This is a genomic window from Ruegeria sp. AD6, assembly GCF_056542325.1.
In genome coordinates this window covers 1,381,002-1,394,361 of sequence record NZ_JBQFZQ010000001.1, presented here as the reverse complement: position 1 = coordinate 1,394,361, position 13,360 = coordinate 1,381,002, and the positions used below count along the sequence as shown (strand labels likewise).

The following is a 13,360-nucleotide window of genomic DNA, read 5'->3' as shown; positions in this document are numbered from 1 at the left end:
ACCCCTTAAAATTCATGCTATCCGTTTTGCATCGTTAGTTTGTGCCACAAGGGGGTGAGGCACGTGTTTGAAGTAGTGAGTGTTTCGGGGTTTTCGGATCAATCTGGTGACGTTGATTTCGCCGACCCGAATAAAGCGGTAAATGCACGCCGTGGCGGTCTGTTGCACGGCACCAAGGTTGCCACCACCAGTGGCTGGAAGCTGATCGAACGGGTTGCCGTGGGCGATCTGGTGCGAACTTTGGATAACGGGTTTCGCGAGGTGCGCCGGATTTCGACCTGTTGCGTCGTCATTCCGGCCGATGAAACCCGTGCCGATTACATGCCGATATTTGTACCCGCACGGGCGACCTATAACGGGCGGCCCGTCTGGTTGATGCCCGAGCAGGGCATGGCGCTGGACCTTGGGAAACTCGATCCCGACGCGGCGGGTGTCGCGGTCTTTCCGGCCCGGATGTTGAACGGCGCGTGCCGGATGTCGGCGCAGGTGCCGGGGTCATCGTTCCAGGTGACGACTTTGTTTTTTGACACGGATGAGGTGATCTTTGTCGAGGGCGGGCTGCAGACCTTTTGCCCGGCTGGTCGGTTCAGTGCCCGTTCGGCACAGGAACACGCGCCCTATAGGGTGGCGGATGAACAGACCGCGACGGCTTTGGTCAATTCGATTGCAATCAGGGGCGACGTTTCAGCCCTTGCAAACCCGTTGGGTGCACTGCCTGCACCCATCCCGCAGGAACCGATTTTCCCGATCCGCCCGCCATCCGGCATGCGCAGGCCGGGGCGTCCGGGCAGGCCCAATGCGCCTGTCCTGTTTCTGCGGCCTGAATGGCAGACCTAACCAAACACGAAAAGAACGATGCAGGCGCGTGGTGTCACGCGCCTGCATCACTTGATCAAGCGGCTTTGGCTTCGGGGTCGAAGCGGCCATAGAAGGTCTGACCCTTCTCGGCCATCTCACGCAGCAGCGGCGGGCAGGCAAAACGCTCGCCATAGGCTGCGGCCAGTTGGTCGCAACGCTCGGCGGCGTAAGGCGCGCCGATGATGTCCAGCCAGCTGAGCGGACCGCCAGACCACGGAGCAAAGCCCCAGGCCAGAATCGCACCCACATCGCCTTCGCGAATGTCTTCCAGAACACCCTCTTCCAGCGCGCGCACCGCTTCCAGAACCTGCGCGAACATCAGACGTTCCTGCACTTCGATCAGGTCGGGTTGATCCTCGACCAGCGGATACTTGTCCTGCAGACCATTCCAGTACCCGACGCGCTTGCCCTTTTCGTCATAGTCAAAGAAGCCCGCGTTCGATTTGCGGCCCAGACGGCCCTGTTCTTCCATCCAGAAGATCAGATCGTCCGAGGGGCTTTCGGGATAGGCATCGCCCATTGCCGCCTTGGTGGCACGGGCAATCTTGGCCCCTAGATCGATCGAGGTCTCATCGGTCAGCTGAACCGGACCGACAGGGAAACCCAACTGACGCGCGGCGTTGTCGATCAGCACGGGGCTGACGCCCTCGGTGATCATGCGCGCACCTTCGTTGATGTAGGGGATGATGCAGCGGTTGCAGTAGAAGAAGCGTGCATCGTTGACCACGATGGGCGTCTTCTTGATCTGGCGCACATAGTCCAGCGCCTTGGCGACCGCGCGATCCCCGGTTTCCTTGCCCTTGATGATCTCGACCAGGAACATCTTCTCGACCGGCGAGAAGAAGTGGATGCCGATGAACTGATCCGGACGCGCCGAGGCTTTGGCCAGATCGGTGATCGGCAGGGTCGAGGTGTTCGAGGCAAAGATGCAATCCTCGGGGATGATCGCCTCGACCTTCTTGGTCATCTCGGCCTTGACGCCCATATCTTCGAAGACAGCTTCGATGATCAGGTCACAGCCTTTCAGGTTGTCCAGATCCGGGGTCGCGGTGATGCGGCCCAGCATGGCCTCTTTCTTTTCAGCGGTGACCTTGCCGCGCTTCATGCCCTTGTCAAGATAGGTCTCGGTATAGGCCTTGCCCTTGTCGGCGGCTGCTTGATCACGGTCGACCAGAACCACTTCCATACCGGCCTGCGCCGACACCAGCGCGATGCCCGCACCCATCATGCCCGCGCCCAGAACGCCGATCTTCTTGACCGACTGATCGGGAACACCAGCGGGACGCACAGCGCCTTTTTCCAGCGCTTCCTTGTTCAGGAACAGCGAGCGGATCATGGCACCCGAGGACGGGTTCATCAGCACGGAGGTAAACCAGCGCGCCTCGATCTTCAGCGCGGTGTCGAAATCGACCAGAGCACCTTCGTAAACCGCGCTCAGCAGCGCCTTGGCAGCCGGGAAGGCGCCTTGGGTCTTGCCATGCACCATCGCCGAGGCTCCGACGAAGTTCATGAAGCCCGCTGGATGGTAGGGCGCGCCGCCGGGCATCTTGTAGCCTTTGGCATCCCAAGGCTTGACGATGTCGCCGTCCTTGGCGTTCAGCACCCATTCCTTGGCCGCAGCCATCGGGTCTTCGGCGATCTCATCGATATAGCCTGCGCCCTTGGCTTTCTTGACGTCCAGCATCTTGCCTTCCAGCAACAGCGGAGCCGCCGCAATCGCGCCAACCTTGCGCACCATCCGCGTGGTGCCGCCCGCGCCGGGGAAGATGCCGACCATAATCTCGGGCAGGCCGAACTTTGCCTTGGGGTTTTCGGCGGCAAAGATGCGGTGCGTGGACAGCGGCAGTTCCATACCGATGCCCGCGGCGGTGCCGGGCAGAACGGTGGCAATCGGCTTGCCGCCCTTCTTGGTCTTGGGGTCCATGCCCGCAAGCTCGATCTTGCGCAGCAGGGCATGCATCTGCATCGTGCCCTCGAACAGACCCTTGGCCGGATCGTCGCCCGCCTGTTCCTTCATCACCGCCAGCAGGTTCAGGTCCATGCCACCGGCAAACGACCCTTCCTTGCCCGAGGTGATGACGATGCCTTTGACCGCGTCATCTGCCAGCGCATCATCGATGCAGCTGCTCAGTTGCGCCAGCCCGTCAAAGGACATCACGTTCATGGTTTTCCCGGGCACATCCCAGGTGATGACGCCCACGCCATCAGAGTCTTTTGTCAGAGTGAATTCAGTCATTGTCATCTCCAATCTGGTCAGCCGTCAGCGGGCTGCCGTCTTTGCGGGTAAAGCGAAAGCCGTCGGCATCGAACTTCACCATCATGTCTAAGTCGCTGTAATAGCCGGTCTCGGTCGGGGTCCGTGTGCCCACCACCAGAAAGGTCGCGGGCGCATCGGTTTTGTTCACAAGGTGGTGGCCGTTGGCCTCACCTGCGGGAAAGGCGGCGCAATCACCGGGCTGCATCTCATGCTCACCATCATCGTCGATCAGGGTGCAGGTGCCGCTGAGGACAATGGCGAACTCGTCCTGTTCCATGTGATAATGGCGCAGCGAGGACAGCCCCTGCGGTTCCAGCCGCACGATGTTGACCCCGTACTGGGTCAGCCCGCCGGCATCACCCACAGGCTGAACAAAGCGGCCATCGCCTGCCTTTGCCAGCTTGCCGGGATAGCCCGAGCCGCCCCTGAACGGGATCTGAGAGAGATCCAGCTTGGGCATCAGACCCGCTCAATGATGGTTGCCGCACCCATGCCGGACGCGATGCAAAGCGTTGCCAGACCCATTTCCTTGTCCTGACGCTCAAGCTCGTCCAGCAGCGTGCCGATGATCATCGCGCCGGTCGCGCCCAGCGGGTGGCCCATCGCGATCGAGCCGCCATTGGGGTTGACCAGCGCCGGATCGACGTCAAACGCCTGCTGGAACCGCAGCACGACCGAGGCGAAGGCTTCGTTTACTTCGAACAGGTCCAGATCGCTGATCTTCATGCCGTTGTCGGCCAGAATCTTCTCGGTCACCGGAACCGGGCCGGTCAGCATGATGGTCGGATCGGTGCCGATCTTGGCGGTCGCCTTGATACGCGCGCGCGGTTTCAGGCCGTATTTCTCGCCAAACTCCTTGTTGCCGATCAGCACAGCCGCAGCCCCGTCCACGATGCCCGAGCTGTTGCCCGCGTGGTGGATGTGGTTGATCTTTTCCAGATGCGGGTATTTCAGCATCGCAACCTTGTCAAAGCCCGGCATCTGCTCGCCCATCATCTGGAAGGACGGGTTCAGCGAACCAAGGCTCTGCATGTCGGTGCCGGGGCGCATGTACTCGTCGCGGTCCAGAATGGTCAGCCCGTTCTGATCCTTGACGGTGATGACCGATTTCTCGAACCGGTTGTCCGCCCAGGCCTCTGCGGCACGGCGCTGCGATTCAACCGCCAGCGCGTCCGCGTCATCGCGAGTAAAACCATATTCGGTGGCAATGATGTCGGCCGAAATGCCCTGCGGCACGAAATAGGTGCCCATCGCCAGCGAGGGGTCCACGGCAATCGCCGCACCGTCGCTGCCCATGGCCACGCGGCCCATCATCTCGACACCGCCGGCGATATAGGCCTCGCCTGCGCCGCCTTTGACCTGGTTCGCCGCCAGGTTCACCGCTTCCATGCCCGAGGCGCAGAAACGGTTGATGGCCAGACCGGGGATCGATTCATCCAGATCCGAGGCCAGAACAGCCGAGCGCGCCAGACAGCCGCCTTGCTCCATCACCTGCGTGACGTTGCCCCAGATCACGTCCTCGACAGCGTGGCCTTCCAGATTGTTACGCTCTTTCATCGCGTTCAGGGTCAGGGCGGACAGGCGCACCGAGGTCACCTCGTGCAGGCTGCCATCCTTGCGGCCCTTGCCGCGCGGGGTGCGCAGGGCATCATATATGTAAGCTTCGGTCATGAGACTTCTCCTTAAGCTCGATCCGACGGTTTGCCGGGCATCAGGTCATAGGGGTGTTTCCAGCCGGGCTGTGCGCTGAGACGGGTCAGCCAGGCATCGATATGGGGCCAGTCGGCACGGTCAAAGCCGAATGGTTCGGGGTAATACAGATAGCCGCAGCAACTGAGATCCGCGTTGGTGACGCCATCACCAACAATCCAGTCACGGCCTTCCAAATGGGCATTAAGGACTTCGTAAGCCGCTTTCAATCGCCCCTGATTAAACGCAATCACATCCGGGTTACGGTGTTTTTCCGGCAGGAAATTGACCAGAAACCGCGTCAACCCGGCCATCGAGCTGAGCTTGTGGTTGTCCCACAGCACCCAGCGAAGGATCTCGTAGTTCTCGTCCCGGTCCTTGCCGCCGAACTTGCCGGATTTTTCGGTCACGTAAGCCTGAATGGCGCCGGACTGGCTGGTGCGAAAATCGCCATCGACAAGAAACGGGGCTTCGCCCATCTCGTTGGCGTCCTTGCGGAACTCTGGCGTGCGGGTCTCACCGTTGAAGAAGTCGACAAAGACCGGCTCCCACTGCAGCCCGGACATCTCCAACGCCAGCGCCGCCTTGTAGCTGTTTCCGCTTTCTCCGAAGCAGTGCAGTTTGATCGTCATGCGATTGCCCCTCCCAAGGCGCATGTGGTCAGGTTGGAATTGAGTATTTGTAAAAAGATGAAGTGAGGACGTTTACCATTTATCAAACCGGATCTGTTTCACTCGGCTTGCGGTACAGGCTGGAGAGCCGATGACCGCAAAAGGTGAAGTCGTCCCTGTCCTGATGGCGAGTGCGCCCGGTGGCAGGGGCGCATCACGTATTCATCTTTTCAGAAATACTCCCGCCGGAGGCGTCCGGCCCTAAGGCCGTAGCAGGCAGTTGGTTGGTGCGTGCCCTCACCGTTTTCGCGCTTCCAGCTCAGAGTTGAAGATGCGCAGACGGTGGGTCAGATTCTCCTCGTCAATCACGCTGTTGAAGTTCTCGAACAGAAAGGACAGCGCCTCACCTTCATCCAGACCGGCCTCACGGGCGAAACCCTTGAGTTTGCGATACCCGTCTTCAGTCATGGCGACCGGAAAACGGCGGGTCAGGCGAAAACGTTTTGGCATCTTGTATCCTCTCAATAGCTGGGCCCGGGCATGAGCGCCCGGACCCAGACTGAGATCAGAAGCTCGCCGCGTCCAGAGCCATCACAGTGTCCGCACCGGTCTGGATACGGGCCAGATGCAGCGTCGTGGCGGGCAGGCGGCGGGCCATGTAGAAGCGACCGGTATTGATCTTGGTCTCGTAGAACTCTTTGTCCGACGCACCATTGTCCAGCGCACCCTGCGCGGCCTTGGCCATCTGCGCCCACATCAGGCCCAGGCAGACATGGCCGAACATATGCATGAAGTCATAGGATCCCGACAGCGCGTTGTTGGGGTTCTTCATGCCCTGCTGCATGAAATACATGCCAGCGGCCTGCAGATCCTTCGACGCAGCCTTCAGCGGTTCGATGAACGCCTTGTCATAAGCTTCGTCCTGGCCCGTGTTCTCTTTGCAGAACCCCTTGACCATTTCGAAGAAGGCCATCACGTGCTTGCCGCCATCCTGTGCCAGTTTGCGGCCCACCAGATCCAGCGCCTGAACGCCGTTGGCGCCTTCGTAGATCTGGGCGATACGGGCGTCGCGGGTGTATTGCGACATGCCCCATTCCTCGATGTAGCCGTGGCCGCCATAGACCTGCTGCGCCTGAACCGTCATGTCGTAACCCTGATCGGTCAGGAAGCCCTTGATCACCGGTGTCAGCAGCGAAATCAGACCGTCCGCGTCCTTGTCACCCGAGCGATGCGCCTTGTCGATCATCGTCGCGCCCCACAGGATGAACGCGCGCGCGCCTTCGGTAAAGCTTTTCTGATCCATCAGGTTGCGGCGGATGTCGGGGTGCACGATCAGCGGATCGGCGGGGCCGTCCGGGTTTTTCACGCCGGTCACGTCGCGGCCCTGTAGGCGGTCCTTGGCGTATTCGACGGCGTTCTGATAGGCGGCCTCGGCCTGCGCCAGACCCTGCATGCCCACACCCAGACGCGCTTCGTTCATCATGGTGAACATGGCGCGCATGCCTTTGTGTTGGTCGCCCAGCAGCCAGCCGGTCGCCTCGTCATAGTTCATCACACAGGTCGAGTTGCCGTGGATGCCCATTTTCTCTTCGATCTTGCCGACCGAAACACCGTTGCGCTCGCCCGGGGTGCCGTCTTCGTTCACGATGAATTTGGGCACGATGAACAGCGACACGCCTTTGATGCCTTCGGGGCCGCCGGGGATCTTGGCCAGCACCAGATGGATGATGTTGTTGGACATGTCGTGATCGCCAGCCGAGATAAAGATCTTCTGACCCGAGACCTTATAGCTGCCGTCTTCCTGCGGTTCCGCCTTGGTGCGCATCAGGCCCAGATCGGTGCCGCAATGCGGTTCGGTCAGGTTCATGGTGCCGGTCCATTCGCAGCTGACCATGTTGGGCAGGTATTTGTTCTTCTGCTCGTCCGAGCCGTGCGCCAGAATGGCCGAGGCCGCGCCGTGGGTCAGGCCCTGATACATGGTGAAGGCCTGGTTCGCGGCCGAGAACATCTCGCCCACAGCAGTCCCGATGACATAGGGCATGTTCTGGCCGCCATACTCTTCCGGCATGTCGAGGCCAGTCCAGCCACCTTCTTTCACCTGCTCGAAAGCGTCCTTGAACCCGGTCGGCGTGTAAACGATGCCGTTTTCCAGCCGACACCCTTCGGTGTCGCCCACGGTGTTCAGCGGATGCAGCACATTCGCGGCAACTTTGCCTGCTTCTTCCAGAACTGCGCCGGTAAATTCGGCTTCCAGTTCATCATAGCCGGGAATATCCGACTGCGAGACTTTCAGAACGTCATGCAGGATGAACTGCGTGTCTTTGGTAGGCGCGTTATACACGGGCATGGAAAGCTCCCTTAATTCATATTTCCAGCCGGCAGGCCGAGGTTACTCGGCTGCCTTTTTTTCCTGTTTCATCGAGGCGATGACTTTTTCGCCCCAACGCAACTGTTCTTTCAGATCGTCGATTGCCTGCGTCAGTTCTTCGCGGCGCGATTCCATGTCTGCCAGACGGTCGCACGCGATCTCATAGGTGCGGGTCATCTGGGTCAGTTGCTGATCGCCCACATGGTACAGATCCAGAAGCTGGCGAATTTCCTCCAGGCTGAACCCGAACCGCTTGCCGCGCAGAATCAGCTTCAGCCGCGCGCGGTCGCGTTTGGTGAACAGGCGTTTCTGACCCTCGCGGATCGGAAACAGCAGTTCCTTCGCCTCGTAGAACCGCAAGGTACGGGGCGTGACATCATAGGTCTCGCACATCTCACGGATGGTCATCAGATCTTCGGTCATTCGTCATACTCTCGTCACTGGCGTCACTGGACATGACTTGCGCAGTTGCTGGTCGCTTTACAACATGAGAGTGACGTTTACGTAATCCAAACGCTGCGTCATTTCCAAGTTGACGTAACTTCCGAACGCGTAAACAGACTCAGGGGCAATTTTGTTTCCCCTGCGTCAACCGGGAATCGGGACGGACGCCGCCAAAACGACTGGCAGATTTATGGGCGCTTGCGGCACCCGGCAGGCATTGAGCCTGTCAGTTCAGAGATTTTGCTGTCTGGTCGCGCAGGCGCTTGAGCTCGCCCATCGCCTCGTCCAGTTGCTGGCGTTGCTGGTTCAGTTCGTCCATCTGGCGGTCGGCCATTTCGACAAAGGCAGCCATTTGCGCCTCGTTGCCCTGATCTTCATAGATCAGCAGCCACTGACGAATCTCTTCCAGCGGAAAGCCGAATTTGCGCCCGCGCATTATCAGTGTCATGCGCGCGCATTCGCGGGGGCCGTAAAACCGCGACCGGCCTTCCCGATCGGGCTGCAGCAACTCGATATACTCGTAGTAACGCAGGGTACGCGGAGTCACATCGTACTCAGCGCACATCTCTTTGAATGACAAACGGTTGTCGGACATTCCTGGTCTCCTTGGCAGCACCGTAGGGTGTCATGAGGACGAGCGCAACAGGCGGGCTTGCCCTTTGCATCGTCCGCGGCTCATAAAGGGGCAACTTGACGACAGGAGCCAAATGTATGGCGGATATCTCAAAATTTGCGCGCCAGTTCATCCAGGCCATTCCTCACGCACAGGCACTTGGGTTAGAGCTGACGTATATTAACAATGGTGAAGCGGAAATCACCATGCCTTACAACGAGGCGCTGGTTGGCGATCCCCGGACCGGTGTCATTCATGGTGGTGCCGTATCGACAATGCTGGACACGTGCTGCGGCGCAGCTGTGATGAGCAATCCGGTGAAGCCGACAAGCACCGCAACCATCGATCTGAGGATAGATTACATGCGCGCCGCAAAGCCGGGCCAGACCATCACGACACGCGCCAAATGCTATCATATCACGCGGAACGTGGCCTTTGTACGGGCCACGGCAACCGATGAAGATCAGGACAATCCGGTCGCCACCGCATCGGGTGCCTTCACCGTGGAGGTCAAGTAAATGGCGCGTGCACGTCCCGAACCCATGCAGGTTGTCAAACAGCGCCGGGATGCCGCGCTGACCGCTTTGGTTGAAGGTGTTCCGTATATCCGCTTTCTCAATATCAGCTTCGACCGGCGCGGAGATGAGCTGACCGGCGTTCTGAATTTTGACGAAAAGTTGATCGGAAACCCGCTATTGCCCGCCCTGCACGGTGGCGTGACGGCGGCGTTTCTTGAAGTCACAGCCCTTATCACCCTAAGCTGGGAACGTCTGTTCCCCCGGATCGAAAGCGGTGAACTGGATGTTGCGGATATTCTGAAATCAGAAGAGACGCGCTTTCCCAAGACGATCGATTTCACGGTGGATTTCCTGCGCTCAGGCCTGCCGCGCGACGCCTATGCCCGCGCCTTTATCAACCGATCCGGTCGGCGCTATGCCTCGGTTCGGGTCGAGGCCTGGCAGGACAATCACGACAAATTGTTCGCGCAGGGCACAGGGCATTTCCTGATCCCCCAAAGCCGCTCTGACAAGAGCTAAGGAATGCACGATGCCCCGGCACCCATAACGCACGGGCGGGTGCTGAGGATCGCGGTTCCGATTGTGCTGTCCAACGTGACGGTGCCGATTCTGGGTGCGGTGGACACGGGCGTTGTTGGGCAGATGGGTCAGGCTGCGCCGATTGGGGCCGTGGGGATCGGTGCTGTGATCCTGTCTGCGGTCTACTGGATATTCGGCTTTCTGCGCATGGGCACCACCGGCCTTGCCGCGCAGGCGCGCGGGGCAGGGGATTTGGCCGAGATGCGCGCCCTGCTGATCCGGGGGCTGATGCTGGGTGCGGCGGCGGGGCTGGTTTTCATCGTCGCACAGGTTGCGATTTTCAGCGGCGCGTTTCTGCTGTCTCCGGCCAGCCCCGAGGTCGAGGCGCTGTCCCGGGCCTATCTTGAAATTCGGATCTGGGGGGCGCCAGCCACCATCGCGCTTTACGCGGTAACCGGATGGCTGATCGCGGTCGAGCGGACGCGGGGCGTGTTCCTGCTGCAAATCTGGATGAACGGGCTGAATATCGCTCTGGACCTGTGGTTTGTTCTGGGCCTCGGTTGGGGCGTTGAAGGCGTCGCCATTGCAACCCTGATCGCCGAGTGGACGGGGCTGGCGCTGGGGCTGTGGTTGTGCCGCGACGGGTTTCAGAACCGGATCTGGCGCGATTGGTCGCGTATCTTCGATGCGGCCCGTCTACGGCGGATGCTGCAGGTGAACAGCGATATCATGATCCGTTCGGTCCTGTTGACCGGTTCCTTCACAACGTTCCTGTTTGTTGGGGCCGATCTGGGAGACGTCAATCTGGCCGCCAATCAGGTGTTGCTGCAATTTCTGGAAATCACCGCCTTTGCGCTGGACGGGTTTGCGTTTTCTGCCGAGGCGCTGGTCGGTGGCGCAGTTGGCGCGCGGGACAGGTTTCAGGTCCGGCGCGCCTCTGTCGTGTCGTCGCAATGGGGTGTCGGCGGGGCCGTTTTGCTGGGCGCGGTTTTCTATTTCGCCGGACCTGCGCTGATCGATCTGATGTCCACCTCGCCCGAGGTGCGCGAGGCCGCGCGCGCGTTTTTGTTCTGGGCGGCAATTGCCCCGATCATTGGCGTGGCAAGCTGGATGTTTGACGGCATCTATATCGGCGCCACCTGGACCCGTGAGATGCGCAATGCGATGCTGCAATCGGTGGCGATCTATGTCGTGGCCCTGTTCCTGCTGGTGCCCAGCTTCGGCAACCACGGGCTGTGGGCCGCGCTTATGGTCCTGAACCTTGCGCGCGGCGTGACCATGGGCTGGCGCTATCCCCGGCTTGAGGCTCAGGTCGCTTAAAGCAGGTCCAGCAGGTTTTCCGGAGGGCGCCCGATGGCAGCTTTACCCCCGGCGATGGCCAGAGGACGTTCGATCAGGATCGGGTTCTCGGCCATGGCATTGATCAGTTCCGTGTCCGGCGCATCTTTTGACAGGCCCAATTCCCTGAACCGCTTCTCGCCCGTGCGCATCATCTGAACGGCGGATACGCCCAGAAGGGCCTGAGCCGCGCGCAGTTCCTCGACCGAGGGGGCATCTTCAAGATATTTCCGAACCTGAACCTCCGCACCGCGCTCTTCCAGCATTGCCAGACCCGTGCGGGATTTTGAACAGCGCGGGTTGTGCCAATAATCGATCACAGCCAGTCCTCTCGTTTGCTACCCACGGCCTGCGCGACCGAGTTGAACCCGTCGCGCGCCAGCAGGGCATCCAGCCCCTGCGCGATCTCCGCTGCCAGTGACAGACCGCCATATACCATTGCAGTATAGAACTGTACCGCAGACGCCCCGGCGCAAATCTTGGCATAGGCTTGTTCCGCCGTGCTGACGCCACCAACGCCGATCAGAGGGATGTTGCCGCCGGTGAGGTGACTCAACCGGGCCAGCACGCGTGTCGATTTCTCGAACAAGGGTGCACCCGACAGGCCGCCTTTTTCGTCCTTGTGCGCACTGCGCAGGCCGTCACGGGACAGAGTGGTGTTGGTTGCGATCACAGCATCCACGCCGGTCTCGGCGGCGACCTCGGCGATGTCCTGCAGTTCGGTCTCGGTCAGATCGGGCGCGATTTTCAGGAAGATGGGCAGGGGGCGGGGCAGGGCATTGCGTGTCTCGATGACACCGCTCAGCAGCGCACTAAGCGCGGCTTTGCCCTGAAGATCGCGCAGCTTTTCGGTGTTCGGGGATGAGACGTTGACGGTGGCAAAATCCAGATGCGTGGCGCAATGGGCCAGCACTTTGGCGAAATCTCCCGGCCGGTCGTCGCTGTCTTTATTCGCCCCAAGGTTCAGGCCGATCACAGCATCCTTGGGACGGTTAGCCAACCGTCCGGCCATGACCTCCATTCCGTCATTGTTGAACCCAAAACGGTTGATGGCGGCCTTGTCCTCGATCAGGCGGAACAGGCGGGGCTTGGGATTGCCGGGCTGTGGGCGCGGGGTCACGGCCCCGACCTCGATAAACCCAAAGCCTGCGCGGGACAGAGGGGTCAGGACCTCTCCGTTCTTGTCAAATCCAGCGGCCAGCCCCACCGGGTTGGGCAGGCGCAGCCCCGCAAGTTCGGTGCTCAGCCGGGCCGAGGTGATCGGCCCGGGCGCAGGGGCCAGCCCAGCCTTCAGCGCCTTGATCGACAGCCCATGGGCGATTTCCGGATCCATCCGGTGCAGGGCGGCCAGCCCAAGTTTTTCAGTCAATTTCATCCGAAGGACGCCCCGCCCTCGGTCGAACCGCAGCGGATCAGGCGCGAGGTTTCGACCGCCGCCTGACGATGCACAACGGCTTTCTGATAGTCAGGATCGGTGACCATTTCCAAAAACACATGAGCGCTGGGATAACGGGCGATGAACACTGCATCCCACGCTTCATCCGTCGGTCCGATCAAAGTTGCCTGAAACACGCCGCGCCACAGGATCGACGCGCCCAACCGGGCAATGATAGGGGCCGTCTCTGCCCCGTATTTGCCATAGGCATCCGCCCCGGTCAGGTCGGCCCCGGCCAGTTCGTGACCCACCGGATAGGCGGCCTTGGCGCGAAACTTGACCAGATTCAACATCTCGATGGGGTGATCGCGATCCAGCGTCTTGAAGGTTTCGAATTGCTCGCGTTCGGGATCGATATAGGCGGTCATGCCATCTCCTTCGGGAAGTGGTGGGTTTGGCCATCAAAGGGCAGCGCGCGCGACCAGACCACGTCAGATATACGGATCTGGCGGTAGAGATGTGGGAACAGGGCCCCGCCGCGCGACACCTCCCATTTCAGGTCATCGCCCATGGCATCCGCGTCGCAGGCCAACAGGGTCAGCCCCTCGATACCGGCGAAATGCTTGGCTGCGGTTTCAGCCGCCTGTTCAGCGGTGGAAAAATGCACGAACCCGTCGGACAGATCGATCGGAGCCCCGTCCGATGCCCCATTGGCCTGCAACTCGGCCCATTCATCGGCCCGGAAAATTTTGTAGATCAGCATGTCTTGG

The 13,360-nt window shown here is 60.5% G+C and carries 16 protein-coding genes; 4 read left to right on the top strand and 12 right to left on the bottom strand.

From position 1 onward, the window contains the following. The first annotated feature begins 63 nt into the window (after positions 1 to 63). Positions 64 to 837 (top strand): Hint domain-containing protein, encoded by a 774-nt coding sequence (locus tag ACR0KJ_RS06850; RefSeq protein WP_480626254.1) that lies wholly within the window; start codon positions 64 to 66, stop codon positions 835 to 837. 55 nt (positions 838 to 892) lie between these two features. Here ACR0KJ_RS06850 and ACR0KJ_RS06845 read toward each other — a convergent pair whose 3' ends face one another. The 8 genes from ACR0KJ_RS06845 to ACR0KJ_RS06810 form a co-directional block, all read right to left on the bottom strand. Next, a complete protein-coding gene (locus ACR0KJ_RS06845) occupies positions 893 to 3,094 on the bottom strand; it encodes a 3-hydroxyacyl-CoA dehydrogenase NAD-binding domain-containing protein (protein ID WP_170449343.1) in 2,202 nt (733 codons plus the stop codon). Beyond that, positions 3,087 to 3,575: a cupin domain-containing protein gene (locus ACR0KJ_RS06840; protein WP_170449345.1), complete on the bottom strand. Its 489-nt coding sequence runs from the start codon at positions 3,573 to 3,575 to the stop codon at positions 3,087 to 3,089. Before ACR0KJ_RS06840 ends, ACR0KJ_RS06845 begins: the two co-directional genes overlap by 8 nt. Further along, positions 3,575 to 4,786 (bottom strand): acetyl-CoA C-acetyltransferase, encoded by a 1,212-nt coding sequence (locus tag ACR0KJ_RS06835; RefSeq protein WP_480626253.1) that lies wholly within the window; start codon positions 4,784 to 4,786, stop codon positions 3,575 to 3,577. The genes ACR0KJ_RS06840 and ACR0KJ_RS06835 overlap by 1 nt, the downstream gene beginning before the upstream one ends. Positions 4,787 to 4,797: 11 nt before the next feature. After that, positions 4,798 to 5,436, bottom strand: a complete 639-nt coding sequence (locus tag ACR0KJ_RS06830) for a glutathione S-transferase family protein (RefSeq protein WP_480626252.1) — start codon at positions 5,434 to 5,436, stop codon at positions 4,798 to 4,800. Between the two features lie 276 nt (positions 5,437 to 5,712). Then, positions 5,713 to 5,925: a hypothetical protein gene (locus ACR0KJ_RS06825; protein ID WP_005981899.1), complete on the bottom strand. Its 213-nt coding sequence runs from the start codon at positions 5,923 to 5,925 to the stop codon at positions 5,713 to 5,715. A 55-nt stretch (positions 5,926 to 5,980) separates the two neighbouring features. Then, the gene (locus tag ACR0KJ_RS06820; RefSeq protein WP_170449351.1) at positions 5,981 to 7,762 is read right to left on the bottom strand and encodes an acyl-CoA dehydrogenase C-terminal domain-containing protein; all 1,782 of its coding nucleotides are present in this window, start codon (positions 7,760 to 7,762) and stop codon (positions 5,981 to 5,983) included. A 42-nt stretch (positions 7,763 to 7,804) separates the two neighbouring features. Then, positions 7,805 to 8,206: a MerR family transcriptional regulator gene (locus ACR0KJ_RS06815; protein ID WP_170449353.1), complete on the bottom strand. Its 402-nt coding sequence runs from the start codon at positions 8,204 to 8,206 to the stop codon at positions 7,805 to 7,807. A gap of 247 nt (positions 8,207 to 8,453) precedes the next feature. Then, a complete protein-coding gene (locus ACR0KJ_RS06810; protein WP_170449355.1) occupies positions 8,454 to 8,822 on the bottom strand; it encodes a MerR family transcriptional regulator in 369 nt (122 codons plus the stop codon). 116 nt (positions 8,823 to 8,938) lie between these two features. On the opposite strand from ACR0KJ_RS06810, the gene ACR0KJ_RS06805 reads away from it, so the two are divergent. Genes ACR0KJ_RS06805 through ACR0KJ_RS06795 form a run of 3 tightly spaced genes read left to right on the top strand, consistent with a single transcriptional unit; the run spans position 8,939 to position 11,197 of the window. After that, on the top strand, positions 8,939 to 9,358 hold the full coding sequence (locus tag ACR0KJ_RS06805) for a PaaI family thioesterase (RefSeq protein ID WP_170524846.1): 420 nt from the start codon (positions 8,939 to 8,941) through the stop codon (positions 9,356 to 9,358). After that, a complete protein-coding gene (locus ACR0KJ_RS06800) occupies positions 9,359 to 9,877 on the top strand; it encodes a PaaI family thioesterase (protein WP_170449359.1) in 519 nt (172 codons plus the stop codon). Positions 9,878 to 9,880: 3 nt separating this feature from the next. Then, positions 9,881 to 11,197: an MATE family efflux transporter gene (locus tag ACR0KJ_RS06795; protein ID WP_480626251.1), complete on the top strand. Its 1,317-nt coding sequence runs from the start codon at positions 9,881 to 9,883 to the stop codon at positions 11,195 to 11,197. Here the strand turns inward: ACR0KJ_RS06795 and arsC are convergent. The 4 genes from arsC to ACR0KJ_RS06775 are packed head-to-tail and all read right to left on the bottom strand — an operon-like array spanning position 11,194 to position 13,353. Further along, on the bottom strand, positions 11,194 to 11,535 hold the full coding sequence (arsC, locus tag ACR0KJ_RS06790) for an arsenate reductase (glutaredoxin) (RefSeq protein ID WP_480626250.1): 342 nt from the start codon (positions 11,533 to 11,535) through the stop codon (positions 11,194 to 11,196). The two genes, ACR0KJ_RS06795 and arsC, sit on opposite strands and share 4 nt — an antisense overlap. Next, positions 11,532 to 12,590, bottom strand: a complete 1,059-nt coding sequence (locus ACR0KJ_RS06785) for a quinone-dependent dihydroorotate dehydrogenase (RefSeq protein ID WP_480626249.1) — start codon at positions 12,588 to 12,590, stop codon at positions 11,532 to 11,534. The genes arsC and ACR0KJ_RS06785 overlap by 4 nt, the downstream gene beginning before the upstream one ends. Beyond that, entirely contained in the window at positions 12,587 to 13,018 is a 432-nt protein-coding gene (locus tag ACR0KJ_RS06780) for a DUF1330 domain-containing protein (RefSeq protein ID WP_480626248.1), read from the bottom strand. The genes ACR0KJ_RS06785 and ACR0KJ_RS06780 overlap by 4 nt, the downstream gene beginning before the upstream one ends. Beyond that, positions 13,015 to 13,353 carry a DUF952 domain-containing protein gene (locus tag ACR0KJ_RS06775; protein WP_480626247.1) on the bottom strand — a complete coding sequence of 113 codons (339 nt, stop codon included), beginning with the start codon at positions 13,351 to 13,353 and terminating at the stop codon, positions 13,015 to 13,017. The genes ACR0KJ_RS06780 and ACR0KJ_RS06775 overlap by 4 nt, the downstream gene beginning before the upstream one ends. Between the last annotated feature and the right edge of the window lie 7 nt (positions 13,354 to 13,360).

Coding starts and splice junctions, on each gene's coding strand:
- ACR0KJ_RS06845 (WP_170449343.1), bottom strand. CDS start 3,094: ATGACTGAATTCACTCTGACAAAAGACTCTGATGGCGTGGGCGTCATC.
- ACR0KJ_RS06805 (WP_170524846.1), top strand. CDS start 8,939: ATGGCGGATATCTCAAAATTTGCGCGCCAGTTCATCCAGGCCATTCCT.
- ACR0KJ_RS06785 (WP_480626249.1), bottom strand. CDS start 12,590: ATGAAATTGACTGAAAAACTTGGGCTGGCCGCCCTGCACCGGATGGAT.
- ACR0KJ_RS06800 (WP_170449359.1), top strand. CDS start 9,359: ATGGCGCGTGCACGTCCCGAACCCATGCAGGTTGTCAAACAGCGCCGG.
- ACR0KJ_RS06775 (WP_480626247.1), bottom strand. CDS start 13,353: ATGCTGATCTACAAAATTTTCCGGGCCGATGAATGGGCCGAGTTGCAG.
- ACR0KJ_RS06835 (WP_480626253.1), bottom strand. CDS start 4,786: ATGACCGAAGCTTACATATATGATGCCCTGCGCACCCCGCGCGGCAAG.
- ACR0KJ_RS06825 (WP_005981899.1), bottom strand. CDS start 5,925: ATGCCAAAACGTTTTCGCCTGACCCGCCGTTTTCCGGTCGCCATGACT.
- ACR0KJ_RS06795 (WP_480626251.1), top strand. CDS start 9,881: ATGCACGATGCCCCGGCACCCATAACGCACGGGCGGGTGCTGAGGATC.
- ACR0KJ_RS06820 (WP_170449351.1), bottom strand. CDS start 7,762: ATGCCCGTGTATAACGCGCCTACCAAAGACACGCAGTTCATCCTGCAT.
- ACR0KJ_RS06815 (WP_170449353.1), bottom strand. CDS start 8,206: ATGACCGAAGATCTGATGACCATCCGTGAGATGTGCGAGACCTATGAT.
- ACR0KJ_RS06840 (WP_170449345.1), bottom strand. CDS start 3,575: ATGCCCAAGCTGGATCTCTCTCAGATCCCGTTCAGGGGCGGCTCGGGC.
- ACR0KJ_RS06810 (WP_170449355.1), bottom strand. CDS start 8,822: ATGTCCGACAACCGTTTGTCATTCAAAGAGATGTGCGCTGAGTACGAT.
- ACR0KJ_RS06830 (WP_480626252.1), bottom strand. CDS start 5,436: ATGACGATCAAACTGCACTGCTTCGGAGAAAGCGGAAACAGCTACAAG.
- ACR0KJ_RS06780 (WP_480626248.1), bottom strand. CDS start 13,018: ATGACCGCCTATATCGATCCCGAACGCGAGCAATTCGAAACCTTCAAG.